At 47.8% G+C, this 19,302-nt stretch carries 20 protein-coding genes; 5 read left to right on the forward strand and 15 right to left on the reverse strand.

The genetic code is table 11. The features are described 5' to 3' along the window. The first annotated feature begins 12 nt into the window (after positions 1–12). Positions 13–2,004, forward strand: coding sequence for a GDSL-type esterase/lipase family protein (locus ACFSR7_RS25140; protein ID WP_378166355.1), 1,992 nt, complete (start codon positions 13–15; stop codon positions 2,002–2,004). Positions 2,005–2,173: 169 nt separating this feature from the next. Here the strand turns inward: ACFSR7_RS25140 and ACFSR7_RS25145 are convergent, their stop codons facing one another. The 3 genes from ACFSR7_RS25145 to ACFSR7_RS25155 form a co-directional block, all read right to left on the reverse strand. After that, a complete protein-coding gene (locus ACFSR7_RS25145; protein ID WP_378166357.1) occupies positions 2,174–2,527 on the reverse strand; it encodes a hypothetical protein in 354 nt (117 codons plus the stop codon). Positions 2,528–2,657: 130 nt separating this feature from the next. Continuing rightward, the gene (locus ACFSR7_RS25150) at positions 2,658–3,302 is read right to left on the reverse strand and encodes a hypothetical protein (protein WP_378166359.1); all 645 of its coding nucleotides are present in this window, start codon (positions 3,300–3,302) and stop codon (positions 2,658–2,660) included. Between the two features lie 207 nt (positions 3,303–3,509). Continuing rightward, complete coding sequence (locus ACFSR7_RS25155; RefSeq protein ID WP_378166361.1) at positions 3,510–4,730, reverse strand: copper amine oxidase N-terminal domain-containing protein; 1,221 nt, start codon at positions 4,728–4,730, stop codon at positions 3,510–3,512. A gap of 298 nt (positions 4,731–5,028) precedes the next feature. Here ACFSR7_RS25155 and ACFSR7_RS25160 point away from each other — a divergent pair, with 298 nt between their 5' ends. Then, entirely contained in the window at positions 5,029–5,358 is a 330-nt protein-coding gene (locus ACFSR7_RS25160) for a hypothetical protein (protein WP_378166362.1), read from the forward strand. An 81-nt stretch (positions 5,359–5,439) separates the two neighbouring features. Here the strand turns inward: ACFSR7_RS25160 and ACFSR7_RS25165 are convergent, their stop codons facing one another. From ACFSR7_RS25165 to ACFSR7_RS25180, 4 genes are all read right to left on the reverse strand, one after another. Next, positions 5,440–6,009: a dihydrofolate reductase family protein gene (locus ACFSR7_RS25165; protein WP_378166364.1), complete on the reverse strand. Its 570-nt coding sequence runs from the start codon at positions 6,007–6,009 to the stop codon at positions 5,440–5,442. Then, positions 5,996–6,346, reverse strand: coding sequence for a hypothetical protein (locus tag ACFSR7_RS25170; RefSeq protein WP_378166366.1), 351 nt, complete (start codon positions 6,344–6,346; stop codon positions 5,996–5,998). Before ACFSR7_RS25170 ends, ACFSR7_RS25165 begins: the two co-directional genes overlap by 14 nt. 65 nt (positions 6,347–6,411) lie before the next feature. Next, the gene (locus ACFSR7_RS25175; RefSeq protein ID WP_378166368.1) at positions 6,412–7,008 is read right to left on the reverse strand and encodes a HEAT repeat domain-containing protein; all 597 of its coding nucleotides are present in this window, start codon (positions 7,006–7,008) and stop codon (positions 6,412–6,414) included. Between the two features lie 36 nt (positions 7,009–7,044). Next, a complete protein-coding gene (locus ACFSR7_RS25180; protein WP_378166370.1) occupies positions 7,045–7,515 on the reverse strand; it encodes a CDI toxin immunity protein in 471 nt (156 codons plus the stop codon). Positions 7,516–7,791: 276 nt separating this feature from the next. Here ACFSR7_RS25180 and ACFSR7_RS25185 point away from each other — a divergent pair, with 276 nt between their 5' ends. Continuing rightward, positions 7,792–8,490 (forward strand): VCBS repeat-containing protein, encoded by a 699-nt coding sequence (locus ACFSR7_RS25185; protein WP_378166372.1) that lies wholly within the window; start codon positions 7,792–7,794, stop codon positions 8,488–8,490. An 81-nt stretch (positions 8,491–8,571) separates the two neighbouring features. Here ACFSR7_RS25185 and ACFSR7_RS25190 read toward each other — a convergent pair whose 3' ends face one another. Both ACFSR7_RS25190 and ACFSR7_RS25195 read right to left on the reverse strand, forming a co-directional pair. After that, positions 8,572–9,135: a dihydrofolate reductase family protein gene (locus ACFSR7_RS25190; protein WP_378166374.1), complete on the reverse strand. Its 564-nt coding sequence runs from the start codon at positions 9,133–9,135 to the stop codon at positions 8,572–8,574. A gap of 640 nt (positions 9,136–9,775) precedes the next feature. Further along, a complete protein-coding gene (locus ACFSR7_RS25195; protein WP_378166376.1) occupies positions 9,776–10,132 on the reverse strand; it encodes a hypothetical protein in 357 nt (118 codons plus the stop codon). 460 nt (positions 10,133–10,592) lie between these two features. Here ACFSR7_RS25195 and ACFSR7_RS25200 point away from each other — a divergent pair, with 460 nt between their 5' ends. After that, a complete protein-coding gene (locus ACFSR7_RS25200; protein ID WP_378166377.1) occupies positions 10,593–11,672 on the forward strand; it encodes a zinc metalloprotease in 1,080 nt (359 codons plus the stop codon). 85 nt (positions 11,673–11,757) lie between these two features. On the opposite strand, the gene ACFSR7_RS25205 is transcribed toward ACFSR7_RS25200, so the two are convergent. The 6 genes from ACFSR7_RS25205 to ACFSR7_RS25230 all read right to left on the reverse strand — a co-directional run bounded on the left by ACFSR7_RS25205 (position 11,758) and on the right by ACFSR7_RS25230 (position 17,010). Beyond that, positions 11,758–12,144: a hypothetical protein gene (locus ACFSR7_RS25205; protein ID WP_378166379.1), complete on the reverse strand. Its 387-nt coding sequence runs from the start codon at positions 12,142–12,144 to the stop codon at positions 11,758–11,760. A 233-nt stretch (positions 12,145–12,377) separates the two neighbouring features. Next, complete coding sequence (locus ACFSR7_RS25210) at positions 12,378–13,631, reverse strand: DUF4179 domain-containing protein (RefSeq protein WP_378166381.1); 1,254 nt, start codon at positions 13,629–13,631, stop codon at positions 12,378–12,380. Next, complete coding sequence (locus tag ACFSR7_RS25215; protein WP_378166383.1) at positions 13,607–14,143, reverse strand: sigma-70 family RNA polymerase sigma factor; 537 nt, start codon at positions 14,141–14,143, stop codon at positions 13,607–13,609. Before ACFSR7_RS25215 ends, ACFSR7_RS25210 begins: the two co-directional genes overlap by 25 nt. An 884-nt stretch (positions 14,144–15,027) precedes the next feature. After that, on the reverse strand, positions 15,028–16,212 hold the full coding sequence (locus ACFSR7_RS25220) for a stalk domain-containing protein (protein ID WP_378166385.1): 1,185 nt from the start codon (positions 16,210–16,212) through the stop codon (positions 15,028–15,030). Beyond that, positions 16,205–16,465: a hypothetical protein gene (locus ACFSR7_RS25225; RefSeq protein ID WP_378166387.1), complete on the reverse strand. Its 261-nt coding sequence runs from the start codon at positions 16,463–16,465 to the stop codon at positions 16,205–16,207. Before ACFSR7_RS25225 ends, ACFSR7_RS25220 begins: the two co-directional genes overlap by 8 nt. A 20-nt stretch (positions 16,466–16,485) precedes the next feature. After that, positions 16,486–17,010: a CBO0543 family protein gene (locus ACFSR7_RS25230; protein WP_378166389.1), complete on the reverse strand. Its 525-nt coding sequence runs from the start codon at positions 17,008–17,010 to the stop codon at positions 16,486–16,488. A gap of 499 nt (positions 17,011–17,509) precedes the next feature. Here ACFSR7_RS25230 and ACFSR7_RS25235 point away from each other — a divergent pair, with 499 nt between their 5' ends. After that, positions 17,510–19,273 (forward strand): extracellular solute-binding protein, encoded by a 1,764-nt coding sequence (locus tag ACFSR7_RS25235; protein WP_378166391.1) that lies wholly within the window; start codon positions 17,510–17,512, stop codon positions 19,271–19,273. The last annotated feature ends 29 nt before the right edge of the window (positions 19,274–19,302 follow it).

A 19,302-nucleotide genomic window follows, 5' to 3' on the forward strand; every position in this document is an offset into this window, starting at 1 on the left:
AGGGCCTCGCGCATGACGGAGGAACTTGCACTAAAATTTAATTTTACCGAACAACCCATGCCTGGGTATGTGACCGTAGCGCTGGATACGGATGGCCGCGCACCGCTCTACGATTCGGACGTCGGATATGGCTTTGTCGGCGAGACCTGCGCGCTGCCGTCCAGAATCGTACATACCGAAGTCATCACATCGGACGGCACGGGTTTCTCAATAACGGAGACGGCGTTCGACGCTGAACCGGGATTTGAGGGCGACGAATATAACCGCTACGGCATGGCGTTCCGGATCGACGCGCCGCCAGGCGCTTATCGCATCCGCGTCAAGCTGACCTCGAACGCCGCGCAGACGACCGTTTCCGTATCCGGCATGCATGGCGACCGTTTGCTCCAGGACGGCCACTGGGATGCGGCGAAGCTGCTGCCGATCCGCTTCAAGGCAGAGGCTGCGGACCGCGAGTGGACGTACACGTACGTCAACGGATACGATGCGATTGAAGTCGAGATCGAGCCGACCGAGATCGGCGTTCCCGTCGGGCTCGCAGAGATCACGCTCGAACCGCTGCTTCCGCATAAGAGAGAGGACGGACGTGTGCCGAACCTATTCCTGCTCGGGGATTCGACGGTCAAGACATACACGTTCGACGAAGCGCCGATGAGCGGCTGGGGACAGATCATCGGCTCGCTTTTCGACGCGGACCGGGTGAACGTCATCAACTATTCGATGGGCGGACGCTCGTTCAAGAATTCGTACTGGGAAGGACGCCTCAACGAGATTCTGCTTGAAGGCCGCGTCGGCGACTACATCCTTATCCAGTTCGGCCACAACGACGAGAGCTACGACGAATTCCGGCGCTTCGGGCGCGGGTCAACCGAAGAGATGTATGCAAAATATATGACGGAGCTGTACCTCCCGGCCATTCGCGCACGCGGCCTGATCCCCGTCATGGTCACGCCGATGTCCCGGGTCGACGGCGATTCCATATCCGACGTATTTACGAATTCCTTTGTCGTCCGCCAGTTCCCCGCCTTGATGAAGCGCCTGGCCGAATCTGCCGGGATCACGCTGGTCGATCTCAATGCGGAGAGCCTCAAGTTTTACAACGAATCCGGCCCGGACGCCGTCAGCGCCATCGTCATGTCGCTCGAAGCCGGCGAGACCCCGGGCAAGACCAACGACGGCAGCTACGCCAACGGCCATCCCGCAAACAAGATCGACGGCACGCATTACAAGGAGGCGCTCGCCAAGCCATTCGCCCGCATCGTCGCGACCGAGCTGTTCCGCCTGGGACAAGCGGGAGATCTCACGGCGGGCGCCATCTCGTCCTTGCTGCTGCCGGCAGTCAGAGACGCAGTTGTCTCCGGCGATTGGTCGGCAATCTTCCCCGAGATGACGCGGGACACGACTACCGGCCCCGACGCTTATTATCGCAACCAGATCGAGAAGCTCATCCAGCTCGGCGTTATGCACAAGGATGCGCAGGGCAACTTCCGTCCGAACGAATCGATGACCGTGTCCGCGTTCAAGGAGGCGCTGTCGCTCGCATTCGGCGTTTCCCCATCGTCCGTCTCCGATTACCCGAACGGCGAGCTGACCCGAGAGACGATGGCCGCGATCTTGGCCGACGCCTACCACGCCCGTTTCCCTGTCAACAAGCCGCGGTTCATGACCGACTACAACGGTGCATCCGTTATCCCCGGTGATCCCGGCTACGATCTGAACCTCGATTCGGGCGCGAGAGGGGCGATGTACTACCCGCTCGTTTCCTTTGCACAGCTGACCGACACCGTCGCCATCGCCCCGGAGCTATTCGCCAAAGCCAAGGAAGCCTACGAGCTCGGCCTCATCCGCTCGGAGAACGGCATCGCCCGGGGCTTGATGGCAAACGGCACGGCGTTCGAGCCGAAGACCGTTGTCACTCGCGCCAAAGCCGCCAAAGTGCTGTACTTCATGTGGGTGCTGCGGCAGGATGTGTTGGGGGAGAATCAGGTTAGCGCTCTAGACTAGCGAGGCATATATTAAGCAAAAATAGGATGGGGCAGAGGTGCTTCTGCTTCATCCTATTTTCCATTCGATTCTTAGTGCGTACTTGCAAGAATCTGCAGATTTAATAAAATTCCCAGACAGCTCAATCCTTCAAGGCATAACCTTTGTTTAACTTTCACCTTAAGTTCGTTCAACTATCGTTTTCCGTTAATCCATGGTCTTCATCAATTATCCATGAAAATTGTTGTGTAATAGCAACTGCAATTTCAGATATTGCTTTCTCAAGAACGGAATTTGAGTTGCTCGGAACATTTATTTCAACTAGATTAACCTCTGAAGCCTCGTCGAGTGTGCTATAGGCGTAGTTTCCATCTTGATTAGCAGGATTGCCTGTTATACTGATAAGCTGCCCATCTACCTCTGTATAATATCTAAGGTGACTTGATTTGTTAAAACCCATTTTAAAGGTTAGGAAGTGATCCAATACCTTTGATTGAATCTTCTCTTTATAGCTTTGAGAATGGATACTCACATAATCATACATACCAGTCACTCCAAGCATTTAGTCGTTGGTGTAAACTTCCTGATATTGGATTAATCCGCCAGGCACACCAGCGAGTTGTTCAATTGAACTATCGTTCTCCGATAGGGAGCATAATCAGTTTGTGCCTAAATTAGTATGTCTTAATGGACCAAGAATCAGCAAAAATATAGATGGCCTCGGAGGGTGAAAACAAGTAAAACAATCTTTTATTTAACATAGCCTCATTTCTTTCGATTCCCAGATGTTTAAGACAATAATCAATTAATGGAGCTTCTCCATCAGATAAAATAGTGAACTCTTTGATGTTCTCTAATGCCAGTTCAATCACTTTATTATCATTTTGGTAAACGTAATGACTGACATTAATGAAGCTTAATTCTGCACTTTCATGTTTCCAAGAATCTAAAAGGATATTTACAATAAGATTCTGTCCGTCATTGCGAAAGCTCTTGACTTTAGAGTCATGTAGTCCCTGATGTTCATTATAATCTGTGGGTAAGCTCTGATACGGTAAGCTGAGAGGCATACCCTTTAGGTTGTGTAGATTCGGACCTACCGGTGAACCAGCCATACATTCAAACCAAAATAGCTGATAGTCAGCTGCAGGATTCTCCAAGGTTTTCAATCTACTTAACAACTCATGGTGAAATTCCGTCCATACTTCACGAGTTAATTTTCTTAGCTTGTTATAAGATCTCTTTATTTGATTTTCAGGTACTTCGAACCATGCCAGTCGATAAGTAATGTTGCAAATTGTATCTATTTTACTTAGCACAAGAAATCGCCCCATTAATGAATACTATCACTTGTCCCCACGTTAAATTTAGTTTCTTCAATAAAAGGGGAACCGAACATCTGGCCGGCTGCCAGCCAATCGCAACCATACCGCGCCAGTCGCATACCTTGCACTGACCCAATTATTGTCACCTTCGGCTGCCGTCATCTTGGGGACTGCTCGGTCGAACCCATTGCTATCGATAGGTCACTTAAACACATTGATCTCTGCACGTTGATCGTAGTCCTGATCGAGATCAATATCTTCTTTGTACGTCCAGCGACCATTGGCATATTCAAGATAAATAAGGGCTTCGTATACATAGTCACCTTCATGAATGTCGTCTGCAGCATCGCTCCAGCTAAGCACCCCTTGGACGACGGCCTCGTTTCTTCCAAGGAAAACGACTCGTTCATCAGACAACTTGAATCTCTCATCTCGATAGGGAAAATACTCCTTCAAATGGTCTTCCCATGTTTCTGAACCGATGACATAATTATCCCATTCTTTTATAAATGAGGGGGCCGTATACTGAAGCGTTTGCTCGAGATCTTCTGCATTAAATGCTGTATAGTAAGTTCTTAGATCCGACAATACGGTATTTTGCGCGCTATATTGGTTTTCCAAAATGGCTGCAGCTTTTTGCTCGATCTCCTCCGAAAGTTCCGTATCGTTATAAAACGAGCCATAATGCGCGATCTTCCATCGTCCTTGCTCATAGCGAATGTTGTAGGCGTACATATTCGTTTGATTTAATAATTCCGTATTCTTGATATAAGTTACTAGAAGCGTTGCTTCTGAGTTGGAATTGTATTCAATTTTATCAATGGTCACCTTAAATTCTCGAACCGGGACCTCGCTGATTGCTCGATCGGTTTCGTAATCGTATTCAAGATTGGAGTAACTCCGCTCTTGATGGTCGTACGTCAGTAAATGGGGGCTGAAGGTTTCGTAATACTTCGTCACGAGCTCTTTCACTGCCGCCTCCTGACCGTAACCAAATGATTTCACATTCACAGTACGATTCGATTGATCAAAATAAACGGAATACTTGATGATGTTTCCAAACTGGCGAAGCGGGACATAAACTTGTCCATTAAAAACAGGGATTGCTTGGGGTAAGCTATAACTCCGATCGTTATACGTAATAACATCCTCGCCGGCCCAGAAGTCAATTTCTGCTCCGTCGATCACCCCTGAGATTTGCCCGGCAACATGATCGTAAGCCACCTTATAACCCATAGCGTCAAACCATTTGCGATAAGGTACGTACAAGACGCCCGACTTTACGATAGGATTAACACCGACAATGCGTTTATTGTTTACAAACAGTTGAATCGGCTTGTCAATAGAAGCGGCTCCCGCTACAGGCGGGAAATTGATAACCAAGCAGAAGACAACCAACATACCGATAAGCTTTCTGACCATTTGACACATCCTATTCACCGTAATTGATTTCAATCGCTCGTAACTTGTTATCGGATAAAAGGTTGAAGTTGGTTAACACAATTTCCCAAATGATTTAAGGCGCGGTATTCCGGCCTTCCTAGGCAACTACACAATCCGCTAGGTACCGACCTACATATTTGTAGGCATAAGGCATTGGACTGCGAATAGGGGATGTTCGAAAGCAATACGCAAGAACAATGTCGTTTACGAAATGTTTGACTTTGAAAAATATAACGAGGCCTATAAGTTTAACGTGAATTACGAGGACTTCTACAAGGTGAGTGTAAGTAATCCGCAGCTTGACGTGCTATTTACCATAGACATTAGCAACAAGGGCTACGACTATTTATCGCAGTATTACGACGACGACGGCAAGCTGAAAAAGCCTGTCCAGGGAGAGGTCCTTGCGCTAGGCGGACTGTTTCCCATCGTGACGAACGAGAGAGGCGTGGGCTACGATTTATTTGCGCTTCAACGCATCATCGGTACGACGAACGCCGATACGTTAGGCTATGTCGAGAACCTTCTGACTTGGAACGGCACGCAATCTGCATCCTCCAGATTGACAGTCGCTATACTTGGGTCGAAGCTGATCAGTCTTTTCTAAGACTTTTTCTTCCGTTAAATGGCCATTAACGCAACAAGCTGCCGATCTGCGGCAGCTTGTTATCGCTGAGCGGGCTGGCGGTCAGACGATCACGCGGTAGTGGAGATGAATAATGCCGCTCCGGAAGCGGCGCTCGCTGAGCAGCTCGAGCCGCATGCGAAGGTTGTCGGGCAATGCTGGCTTGCCTCCGCCTAAGACGATCGGATTCAGAAGCAGATGACACTCGTCGACCAGTCCCGCGCGCATGGCTTGCCCAGCAAGCTCGGGGCCGCCGATCGTAATATCGGCTTCCGACGACGCCTTCAGCCTCCGGATCGCATCAGGATCGAATTCGTGCTCGAGCCGAGTCTTGGCGCTTGACGCAGCCTGAAGGGTGCTGGAATACACGATCTTATCGGCTGCCCGCCAGATTTTCGCGAACTCCCGCGCTTTATCCTCCGGTTCGTCGTTGCCGACGTGCGCCGTCTCCCAGTACACCATCGACTCGTACATCCGACGCCCGTAAAGGTAGGTGCCGATCGTCCGCTGGAAGCCGGTCCAGAACGCATAGGTCTCGTCATCGGAGATCGACCAATCGAGATCGCCGCGCTCGTCCTCCGCGTAGCCGTCCAAGGATAGGTTAATAGGATAGATCAGCTTACCCATTTGCATGAAGGGCAAGTTCCAACGCTTTCATTCGTCTTTCCAAAAGCGTTTTTTGGGGACTGCCTGCCTTTGCCTTCGCATAACTGTTTTCAATGGATGGAAATAAACCCGTAATCACCATTCGGGCTTCCGTTAAATCTTCCAGGGTATAGTGGTGGGGGCTTTGATGCCAAACGTTTTCTAGCATAGCTAGGCCGACGTTAATCGCTTTGAGTCGTTTCTTCACTAGCGTCGTACTTGCGCCGGTTTCAGTCATCTGGGATAAGGCATTCTCCAGTTTGCTTATTGTCGAACGCAAAGACTTTATGGATTCCTGTTGATCTGCAATCGATACATGTTCCAAGTCGCTCTATCCTTTCTTTGCTGCCTTGGATTATTAAAAATGCCGCCCAGTCGGATGTCAGTCGTTCAAAGTTGGAGCTCATCATAATGAGGAGAGTCTAATTGCTTAAGGACTTGAAGTGCAGCTATTCTTTGATATTCAATTCCTGTACTCCATGAATTCAGCGCATATTTTTCTGCGTAATTTGATTTAATCATCCCTAATGCTAAAAGGGCACGTCTTTTGACATACTCGTTTTCATCCTCGTAATACCTGATGAGAAGCTGTTCTGCTTCCGTAAAATGGGTTGATGTACATTTCGTTAAATAATGAGCTATCTGCCACTTCGTGTCGCGGTCGGGATAATGGATTCCTTCTTCAGCTAGGAATATAAAGCTTGCGGGGAAATCACTAAGTTTTTGGATCAGCATTTCACATTCATTATCTCTCCCTAAAATATAAAGCAAGTTATTGATCGTTCTTCGATCCCATTTATTAGGGTCTGTTGTTTCAATTATGCTATCAAAAATGGTGTTGAGTATAGTCCAGTACGGATAGTTGGTTTCCCATTCAAGGACTTGCTTGACTGATTTGGACCAATGCCAGAACTCGTCTACCTGCTCATCAAACTTTTGATAAATATCTTTATTGGGGTCGTGTTTGATCCTGTACCAGTCGTCCATTAAAATCCCCTTAGCCTATATATAATAACGATGTCATCAAGAAAGATTTGCGCAATGAATTCCAGCGATTATCTCACCATCATGGTGGATCTCAATGATTTTATTCATGTCCAAGTTTATCATCCAAGTATTAAACCCAACGGCCACGACGTCTTCAATATGAGTAAGTATCTTTGCCAATGTGCTCTCGACTACAGGTAAATTCATCTCATCCCATATCAATAATACCTCATGCTCGTTTTCAAACTCCTTTAGATTTCTTATTTCATTGATATCATGAATGGTGATTTTCTTTTCTACTGAATTCCAGTCAACTCGTCCCCAATTCGTAAAAGGAAACGACATCACTAACATGGCAACAACTCTAACGGATTCGTTCAAACTATAAATTCGTGTATTTTCGCCTAAGGCACTTATACATTCATCAAACAAAGTATTCTTTTGTACTTCCTTTTTTATTTTTCTTTTCAACTGCTCGATTCGAAATTTTCTTTCTTGTCTATCCATGAAATCACGCCTCAATTGAATAAAATGTCATTTTAAGCTACTGACTATCATTCGCGATGTAATGGAACTATCCTGCCCTTGGAGCTGAACCATATAATAGAATTCGCTGGCAGGCATTGTAATTACGTTGACGCAATAACCACGCGCTTCACAGCCGAATTTTCATTTCCTTCATGCGCAGCTAGGCATCCGCACCGACCTACATATTTGTAGGCATTCGACATTTGACTGCGAATAGGGGATGTTCGGATGCACTACGCTCATGCATGAAGCATTGTGCTGCTCGATGCGAAGCAAGGGGACGTCAATGGGGACGGCATCCTTGATAACGTGTATTTATACGACAACCAAACCGATGGCCCCTTCGCCGACCACATCACGCTGATCATTCAGGATGGACATTCGAATCGCAGCACGGCGGTCAATCTTCCGAACAATGCGGGATACAATGCGAGGCTCTTCCTTGGGGATTTTTCCAAGGATGGCGTACAGGACATTTTAGTCAGCATCGATACCGGCGGGAGCGGGGGATACGGGATCTTCTATATGTATTCCTTCAAGAACAATGTCGTTTACGAGATGTTTGACTTTGAAAAATATAACGAGGCCTATAAGTTTAACGTGAATTACGAGGACTTCTACAAGGTGAGCGTCAGTAATCCGCAGCTTGACGTGCTATTTACGATAGACATTAGCAACAAGGGCTACGACTATTTAACGCAATATTACGACGACGACGGCAAGCTGAAAAAGCCTGTCCAGGGCGAGGTTCTTGCGCTAGGCGGACTGTTTCCCATCGTGACGAACGAGAGAGGCGTGGGCTACGATTTATTTGCGCTGCAACGCATTATCGGTACGACGAACGCCGATACGTTAGGCTATGTCGAGAACCTTCTGACTTGGAACGGCACGCAATTTGCATCCTCCAGATTGACAGTCGCTATACTTGGATCGAAGCTGATCAGTCTTTTCTAGAACTTTTTCTTCCGTTAAATGGCCATTAACGCAACAAGCTGCCGATCTGCGGCAGCTTGTTGTCGCTGAGCGGGCTGGCGGTCAGACGATCACGCGGTAGTGGAGATGAATAATGCCGCTCTGGAAGCGGCGCTCGCCGAGCAGCTCGAGCCGCATGCGGAGGTTGTCGGGCAATGCTCGCTTGCCTCCGCCTAAGACGATCGGATTAAGAAGCAGATGGCACTCGTCGATCAGTCCCGCGCGCATGGCCTGCCCAGCAAGCTCGGGGCCGCCGATCGTAATGTCGGCTTCCGACGACGCCTTCAGCCTACGGATCGCCTCAGGATCAAATTCACGCTCGACCTTCGTCTTGGCGCTTGCTGCCGCCGGAAGCGTCCTTGAATACACGATCTTATCGGCCGCTCGCCAGATCTGCGCGAACTCCCGCGCTTTATCCGCCGGTTCGTCTTCGCTGACGTGCGCCGTCTCCCAGTACACCATCGACTCGTACATCCCGCGCCCGTACAGGTAGGTGCCGATCGTCCGCTGGAAGCCGGTCCAGAACGCATAGGTCTCGTCATCGGAGACCGACCAATCGAGATCGCCGCGCTCGTCCTCCATGTAGCCGTCCAAGGATAGATTAATAGGATAGATCAGTTTAGCCATTCCAATAACGCCTCCCATTTTCGTGACCGTTGGTTGCACGGCCCGCCGACGGGGACCCGGCAGGCTTTGGCATTCAACAACATCTTATCATTCCAAAGGAGGCCGGGCTTCTTATGGATTGCTAATGTGCGGCCATCCAAGATTACGGGAAACAACCGATCGTCATCCTGATCGAAAAGACAGCGAAGCAGAATAACACGTTCCGTACCGCTGAGCTCATTACTCGTTAGTCTAAACCATGATCTTCGTGAATGATCCATGAAAACTCCTTCGCAATACGGACAGCAATCCCTGTTATGGCTTGCTCAAGCATGTTATCAATAAGATCGTGGCAAATCAATTTCAATTAAATTGACTTCTTTGACCCCTTCTAGGGTGTCGAACGCATAATTACCATTTAATGCAGCGGGAATGCCTTTGACATAAATACGTACCCCACTGATTTCTTTCCAAAATCGTAGGTGACTCGTCTTGTTGAAACCCAAGCTACTAATCAAGAATTGTTCCAAAACGCTGGATTCTACTTTTTTTGTATAGTCATTAGAATGGATGCTGATATAGGAATAAATAAATTTCACCTCAACCTATTTCATGCTTATCGCTTTACTTTACATTTTTGAAGGCTCATAACTTTTACATTTTAATTCCATACTTGAACGATATCCCCGCATTGAAACTGAGCAAATTCAACAAGTGTTTTATGTTCTGTATCAGTAAGTTTAATGAGCAGTTCATCACTATTTTTAAACTTTATTTTTATAGAAATACCGGCCATTATAGAAACAGCCTCTACAGTTTGGTTAATGAGCCCACACAGGGCATCCCGATAGCCGATATCTGCAAAAGCATACTGTTTACCTTTTACCGTAACCTTTGGTAATGTATAAGCACTTAAGCTTGCATCTTCCGATTTGCAATGAAGTCCGAATTGAACATAATCGCGAACAAAAGTTACGCAATAGAGTTCGGCTTCAATGAGAACTGCTTCAATACCCACCTCAATGTCCCCTTCTCGCGTTCATGGTTTTATCAATGAATTTTTGAAGCAATCAAACTGAAAAAAGCAATTGAACAGGATCATATTCCCCCTATCGAATTTACGATCTTATCATAAACAATATACTCTGCGCGTGCCTTGAACGGTTTTACGGGAAGATATTGTTGAGGCAGTCTATATATCAGTTTTGAGCTTTCTTCGTTTCTTTACAATGATCGAGTGCTGTCGAGCGGACTCTGTTAATAATCTTTTGCGCAGAATAATAATTTATTGAGAAAAATTGAACTACATAAAACGACGGTTTGTTTCACATTTATTTAAAATTCGACTATATAAGATATTTCCATATATTTATTCCTAAACTATAAGTTTCCAATAAGGACTCTAGTTCGATAGAAAGCGATAATATTCGTGATACAATAAATTTGTTAATAATTACCTAAAAGGAGATGAGTCCAAAATGAAAAAGCCACTTCTCAAATCATTCATTGTACTTACCGTTATATCCTCAATCGCGGGAACAGCTGCTACAGCCGCCACTCCCACAAAAGGTTATAAGATAAGCAATGGAATGACAACCTTTTATAACGATGGAACAAACACTTTTTATTCGGACATATGGACTAATGCTGCTTCACTCTGGAACGGTACACATTATGTTTCCGTGACTACAGGCACAACAGATAATTATAGAACTGGAAATTTAAGCAACAACGCCGTGGATTGGGATGGCGTTACCGATACTACTTGGAACTCAGCTACAACCCTAGTTATATCGCAAAAAAGCTGGGTGAATACTTTTTATACTAGTTTAGCTAGATATACAACGGACATGGTTAAAGGAATTGCCACTCATGAGATGGGGCATGCAATTGGATTAGAACATAATAATAACACTAGTGAACCATCTGTAATGTATCGCGCCACGTTTAATTATAATGCTGCTACTGATGTTTATACGCCAACAAGACCATATACATGGCCAACAAATGCAGACAAAGAGGGTTTAAACACAAAATATGGGCCCGCCCAATACTTAACAGCAATTGATGAGAATCTTGACTTAAGTAAATATGAATTAGTGACTACTATTGAAGCAAGCTGGGCGGTTGAATATGAAAATTTAAATAGTTTGGCTCACAAAGCGGATATAGTGGTTTCGGGCGTAATTACGGATAAGAACAGTGAACTAAAGCGGTCAGATGGCCCTGTCAGTCTTGAAACAATTTCAGAATTGAATGTAACGAATGTTATAAAAGGTGAAAATATTACTGATGGAATTAACTTGAAAATTCAACAAATGGGGGGATTGGATGGAAATGTGGCAGTAATTTCCGATGATACAACTATCTTTAAATCGGGAGATAACGTATTGTTGTTTTTGCGCAAAAATGAGGATGACACATATTCTCCGATAAATGAAGATTATTCTACCTTCAAAGCAACTCAATCCTTAAAGGGGGCAAGAAACGAATACACGAATTTAAAAACTGGAGAAGTTACCAACGTAGAAGAGCTTGTTCAAACGATACAAAAATAACAAACTCAATGAAACAAACTCAATGAAACAAACCTCGGGTTCAAGTGGACCGAAGTTTGTTTCATTGTTCATTTGAAAATAGATATTAAACTTTGTGCACCTGGGCTAAAACAAATGTATGTTTACTTACCTCTACCGCAATTACGTCTTGAATAGAACGGTCCTTTACTTTATATAAATTAGTTCCAACGGGATAATAGTTAGAAAAATAATCCATTTCAATTGTTGATTCCTCATCTGACGAATATTTAATCAAACCTAAATTTTCTTGAATTTTTGATGCAGGTACATTTTCGTTAGTTCCCACATAAACCTTGTTGTTAAAATTAATCAACTTATCTAAGGCCCAACTTTGGGAGGTTGTGGTTTGTATTGAATCGCTTATTTCAACATTATGTTCCTTCTCGACTGAGTTATGGGCACAACCTGACAGAAATAAGATTGAAATTGCAATTGCAATTGCATGTTTCACTAACAACTCTCCTTTCAGTATTTCCTGTTAATGATTTAAACTACTTTCCTTTTCCATCTTCTAGACGTTAAATATTGTAAAAGGTTGCGCGATTAAATGGTAAAGTTATTTAGAGCTTGGAACCGACGCCCGGGCCGTTTCATTGTACTAAATGGGACATCGGGTCTTAATCAATCCCTCCCGAAGCTTCAACTGAAAAAAGCAGCCGATCCTTCTGACCGGCTGCCGCAATATCACTTCGTCAAATCCACCGTAACCTCAAGCTCCTTCAGATAATGCACGTTTAACTGATAGGTGCAAACGTACAGTGCATCGACATCACTTATATTTGAAAAAGTAACTTGATACCTGTTGCCGTCCTCTCTGCGAATCGTGCCGTTTTCCTTGTCGTATCGGTTGCCTTTGCCGTCTTCGAGCCAGATATGATGCACCTGATCAAAGATGCGGGCGCCAGACACTTCATAGGTGAGCGTTATTTGGTCATTTCCCCGTTTCTCATCCAAAATGGTCAGTGCGCCTGCTTTCCCTTGCGATAAAGTGACCGGCGTTCCGTTCCACGCATCGAGCCATTTGGTCGTGGAGTCGGCGCTGCTTAAATACGGCTTGATCGTTAATTGTTGAGGGACGGACCCGAGCGGCTCGAAGTAAAACTTATATTCCTTTTCTTTGCCTACGCCCTGGCCGTGACTGTTGAGCGGCTCCAGTACGCGGTTCTGTTCATCATAGACCTGGAACGCCCAGAATACGGCGTCCGTATTTCGCAGCTGAAACGTTAATTCCGTAGCCGTCGGGAACGACGTAACGGCTTCATAGTTTACTTCGATGTTGTTCCACTTCCTCGTCTGGGAGATCGCGTAGGAGGCCAGACTTCCTCCTTTACGTTCGACAGGGATCTCTGCGATGGTCTTCGTTCGATCGAGAGAGAGGATTCCCAGCACAAAAGAATCCGGGAGCTGCGCGTCCGGCGTAATGCTTAGAGTCCCGGCATACGTCCCATCGCCCAGCTTTTCGAGGTTGAAGTCTACGCCGTATTCCAGCGCCTCGCCATCGACCGCATACGTCATATCATGCGAAAAGGCCCACAGATCCGCGTTATTATCCGTTACTAGGAGACCCAGGTTAATGTTGGAGCCATCGTACAGACTCTCCGTAAACGTCACGAGCTGATCTCCGATACGGACCTGCTGGCCGACGTTCGCCGTCAGGTGAAGCTGGCTTCCTCTTTTTACGCCGACGTCTCCGACTAGCTCGAACACAGATCCGATAAGCGGGAGAGACTTCATGGCCGCGGCAAAAGAGGGGGACAGCGACGATAGGCCAACGGTAAGCAGGAGAGAGGCCGCTATTGCCGTAATGCCATAACGAAGCTTGGACGATCTTTTCCGCGTTCGTTTGAGCTGATCGAGCGTGAGTTGAATTCGCCGATCCACGTGTTCCGGTAAAGCGACGTTCACCTGTTTGCTTAATTGCTGCTCCCATTTTTCCATGGGCGCACCTCCTCTTCTCCCCAAATCCGGCGTGCATGCTCGCGCGCGCGGCGCAGCCAAGTCTTAATGGTGTTCTCGGGCTTCCGATACAGCTCGGCCAGATCCTTGATCGAGATATCCTCGATATGGTACAACTTGAGCAGGTTGCGATCTTCCTCGGGAAGCGTCTCGAGCAATTGCTTGAGCTCAACATTCTCATATCCGCTCTCGTTGGCGTAAGGCTCCGTGAATTCATTCATTTCGATGACCTTCTTCATTCGCCGGTGAATCTGATTGCATTCATTAATTAAGATCCGAAGCAGCCACGGTTTGAAGTAGGCCGGCTCCCTTAACGTGCCGATGTGCTTGAACGCCTTAATAATGGCTTCCTGAATCGCATCTTCGCAATCCGCATCGCTGGTCAGGATCGTTTTGGCTACCCGATACATGACAGTCTTGTGCGCGTGAATCAGATACTCGAAGGCAGCCACGTTGCCTCTTTGCGCCTTCTTAAACTGTTGAGCTGCGTCCACCGATCGCCCCCCTTTCACATTGACGTATATTAGATGACCGAGATGGTGGGTGGGGTTTCAAAGCTGCTAAAAATGATGGATTTTATTTTTGTGTTCGTATTAACTCGACAATGAATACAACCAATGCGATTGCACCAATGATCACACCAATGATCGCCAGAATAAACCAAAGGGGAACGATATTACTAGGGGCTATTATATGGACCACCTTCTCTTCATTCAATTGTAGAGAACTCAACTAACTTGCTTTCTTTAAAGAAAAAGGCTCGTAGTCGATGGAGAAAACGGATTTTCAATCCAAATGCAAAGCACGATCTGTACGACCACGCTGACAACAAAAATGGTTGTGATTCTCGTTAATAGTACGTTGCCCAAATCACCTTTCTTATGCTTTGAAAAGTTTGAGAATACGATTATTGGCGCAGCAATCATATTAATGATGATCATCAGCACACATATGAAGTAATGTCCCAGCCCGGGTAGAAACCCACCGTTTTTGTAATAATCCGCAAAAGTAAGGATAAAGATGAATTGGATCAAGACAGGAATCCCAATGGACAAAAGTAAGAGAAGAGTACCAATTCCCAATATAGATCCTTTGTTTCTCATTTCTGCGTCTCCCTATTGATCCGAATTACCATCATCATAAATTCCCTCTCATTTTTTATTAAGTACTAACTTTTTATGGTACCTTGGATTTCTTGTATCTTCACTTTGACTACAACGAATCGGGATTCGGATATCCAGCCCTTCTGAAAACCTTCTATAGATTAATGGGTAGCTGCACCGAAAATAGAGGAGATCGAATCGCAACTCGTTTCATTGAAAAAGAAAAATCCCGCCGTTTAAGCGGGATTCAACCTTCAATTAGAAGCCGTATAAAGTCACTTATTCTCAAATATAAGCACCGTCTTCGGATTCGTCATGTACTCAACGGAGGCGTCCAGTCGTTCGGACACGAAGCGTACCGGGACAAACGCGCTGTTGTTCTTCAGCAGCATCGGCACATCGTAGGGCACCGTCTGTCCGTTGACGTCGGCCTTTTTGTCGTTCACGATCCAACGGATCGTTTGCGTGCCTTTGCGAATCGTCACTTCCTTCTTGGTCTGATCCCAGCCGACTTCAGCCCCCAACCACTTGGACACGAACCGAATGGGGACATACGTGCGGTCCGATACAATGAACGGGGCATGCGTGAGCTGAAAAGCACTCTCCCAGATATAAGCGGTCGTGCTGCCGATGACTAAGCGTTCGACTTTTTTGATTGGCGCGGTGCTTGCGGGACTGTCCATCTGATCAAGCGATTCGAGAATCTTGTAAGACTTGGATGTGCGCCGCAGATCCAAATAATTGCCTACAAAATTCAGCCCGTATATAAGCGCGCCCGTGTCGTAATAATGCGCAAACGTATGGTTGCGAATCGGCTCCAGATTCCATATGCGGTTGTAAGATAGGTCCAAGTAAGCGATGTTTTTCAGAGATTGCAAAGGTCCGAGGTCGTAAACCAAATTGCTCGCGAAGTTCAGGTCGACCAGCTGCGTCATCTTCTTCAGAGGAGCAAGATCCTTGATCTGATTGTTCCCCGCGTAGAGCGATCTCAATTGGGTTAACCCGGCTAGCGCCTGGAGATCCGTGATCCGATTATTTGTGAGGTAAAGAGACTGCAGCTTGGTCAGCGGCTTAAGCGGACTGAGATCCGCGATCTGATTGTCCGAGAGGTTCAGGCTCGTCAGCTTGGTCAAGGCGCCGAGTAGTCTAATATCTTCAATCTCGCCCGTAGATAGATACAGCTGCGTCAGATTCGTCGCATATTGCAAGCCCGCTATACTTGTTACGCCTGTAAGATTGAGGGTGGTCAATGACGCCATGTCTGTCGTCGTAACGGCTTCGTCATCTTTTTTTTGCAATTGCTGCCTGATCGCAGCCTCTAACAACTGATCCTGAAAGTGAACCTCCGAGTCCTGATGCAGCTGTACGTCTTGGGGCGGGGCCGCCTCCATCCATGCCTGTCCAGGCAAGCTAAGGAACATGGAGGAAGCTAACAACAACCCCGATAATACCTTACTCAAAACGTCTCAGATCCCTTCTTCTTGGTGTCTCATCAAATATACCAAGGATAACGGATAGAAGGGACGCCACTATTCTTAAAATGAACTCATTTGCCCTTTGATGATCTTGACCATGCGCTTCCCGGTTGCGACGAGGGCTTCTTCTGCCGAACTCATTCGGCTTTTTCATCAATAAAAGAGCGCCTTTTAGAAACTGCCTGTTATTGATCTGTCCGAAGCCGGGCATGAGTATGGAAAACAATGCCGCAATCATCCTCAAATGGACCACCAATCCTACCGATCTTTGGGCCCGGTATCGGCTTCAAGCTTGATAAGCATAGTGCTTGTCCCTCCGGTTTGTACTTTGATAAACCAAAGATAAAACATCCGCGACACGAAAAAGGTCGCCAGCAGCGTAATCCAGGTCCAGTACCAATGCCAATGGAGGTAGCGGATGAGTTGCGTGTGTTTTTCGATCAGGACCTCCAATATCGTCATCCAGCTCGGGAAAAACAAATACCAGAGCGTTTTGTGGAGGATGCCTTTATGATCCGGAAATTTCATGTTAAACACGCAGCAAAGCGCAGGATAAATAAAATACTCGAACGAAAAACTGTTGCGTGCCGCATAAGGAAACTCGCGGACTGGGTATTCGATTAATTTATACTGCACGACCAGAAAGCCAAAGAACCAAGTAAGCATTTGTTTAAACGAAAAGATCACGAACGCTTCCCGGATTTTGTTAAGCGGTACCGAGAATCTCAACAACAAGATGGTAATGATCCATACTCCGATTAGAATAAACCTCTCCATGGTCATTAAGCGACATCACCTTAATCTAGCAAGATAGGCTTAGTGTCGCCAATAAATCGAGATTTTAGCGGCTTGACCCCATCGATTAGCTCAACGGTTTCGTCTTTTTACGGATGATGTGCCCGACCTTTTGAATCGGACGCTGAAAATGATCAGCAATGCCGGCAGAAGGTGAAGCTTGCGATCAAAGAGGCCGGAGAGTACTTCAGCGCGTGGAAATACAAGAAAAATCCGAGTTCGATATTGCTCATGCTCGACCATAACACGCCGTAAAAGTCCGTTCGCTCTGGAACGATGAAGCGGGAGGACAGCAGCGTAGCGCCAACCGATAGTTAGTAAAGTCGGCCTTCTCGGCTACTTGGAATATCGAATGACGCCCCAATTCCGCCCCGATCAGTTTCGATATTTGTTATAAATCCAAAAAGAGTTGTATATTATTTCCTCCTTCGCCGGACTTAAAATAAAACCAGAAAGCCAAACCGCAGACGGCCGAGGGGGAATGGAAGTGCAGGTAAAGAAGAGGCGCTTGATCGGAACGATGGGATGCATCCTGCTCTGCTCCGCCATGGCGACCGCGTGTTCCTCGGATACGCCGAAGGAGAGCGCCAGCGCGACGGAAACGCAAAAAGCGTCGGCGCAGCCGATCGACCATGCGCAGCAGGCGAAGAAAAAGTTCGATCCGCCGGTGACGATCACGACCGCGATCATTCAGGAGCAGCTGGACAACGCGTTCAAGCCCGGCGAGACGATCGAGAACAACGTCTTCACGAAGTGGATGAAGGAGAACATGGGCATCGACGTCAAATTCGACTTCGTCGTCGGCAAGCAGTCCGACTACGATACGAAGTTCCGGCTCCTGCTGGCGAGCGGCTCGAAGCTGCCCGACGTTATCACGGGCGTGTATGCGGACCTGCTCGACGCCGGCATGCTGATGCCGCTGAACGACGCGATCGAGCAATACGCTTCGCCGAACTTGAAGAAGCTGTTCGCCCAGTACCCGCAGGCGTTCGAGTCGGTGACCCGCGACGGGAAAATCTACGGCATTCCGCGCTATCTGTCGGCCGACGAGGGCGGCGTCATGTGGATGCGCGAGGATTGGCTGAAGAAGCTGAACTTGACCGCGCCCACCACGATCGACGAGCTGGAAAAGGTGCTGGAGGCGTTCACGAAGCAGGACCCGGACGGGGACGGCAAAGCGGACACGTACGGACTCGCCGTCTCGCTCAAGGACGGCATGTACACATGGATGGCCAGCGCGGACCCGATCTTCGGCGCGTTCAGCGATTACATGGCCCCGGAGTTCCGCTCGATCGGCCAGTGGTGGAACCCGGACAAGGACGGGAAGCTGGTCTACAGCGCCGTCGACCATTCCGCGAAGCCGTTCCTCGAGACGATGGCGAGATGGAAGAAAAACGGCTATATCGATCCCGAAGCCGGGGTGAAGGACGCGATGAAGGCGATCGAGCCGGCCGTGAACGGCACGGCGGGCGTCATCTTCGGGCCGAACTGGATGGGCCAGTGGCCGCTGGAGGATACGGCGAAGGCCGACCCGAATGCCGTCTGGAAGGCGTTCCCGATCCCGGCGGGTCCGGACGGCAAGATCGGCCGCGTCGTTCAGATGATCGGCGGCGCGATGTCGTTCAGCAAGGACTTCCAGCACATCGACGCCTGGTTCGAATACATGAACAAGATGTACGCCCGTCAATTCGGCAAGGAAGATCCCTACTACGATCCGACCTTCGACGTCGGCTTCTTCGAAGGCTACGACTACGTCCGATACGACGGCAAGATCGTCAAGAACGGCTTCAAGGATAAAGGCGTGCCGGAAGATAAGTGGCCGCTCGCGAGCGGCAAGGAAATGGACATGAAGTACGCGCTGTACGCTCTGAACGGCGCCTTCACGCCGACGGTTCCTTACCTCGGCGATCCTGGGTACGCGAAGTTCGCCGCCGATCCGAACGCGCAGGCCGCCAACGCGGCGGAGGAGCGGGTGAAAAACCTGACCAAAGTCCAGCTGGAAGCGGGCAACGTGCGCCAGACGCAGAACAAGGCGGACAAATACAATTCCTTCGAGGGCGCGTTGACCGAGACGATGAAGGCCAAGGGCGGGCTGCTCACCAAGCTGGAATCCGAAGCGTATCTGAAAATCATCTACGGCGACAAGCCCGTCGACTACTTCGACCAATTCGTGAAGGAATGGATGGCGAGCGGCGGCGATCAAGTGACGGCCGAGGTGAACGACTGGTACGAGAGCACGAAGAAGAAGTGACGATTCGCGAATAAATAAAAGGGGGCTTC

Origin of the sequence: Cohnella sp. GCM10020058 (assembly GCF_042683485.1) — a bacterium.
In the GTDB taxonomy this organism is placed as follows: domain Bacteria; phylum Bacillota; class Bacilli; order Paenibacillales; family Paenibacillaceae; genus Cohnella.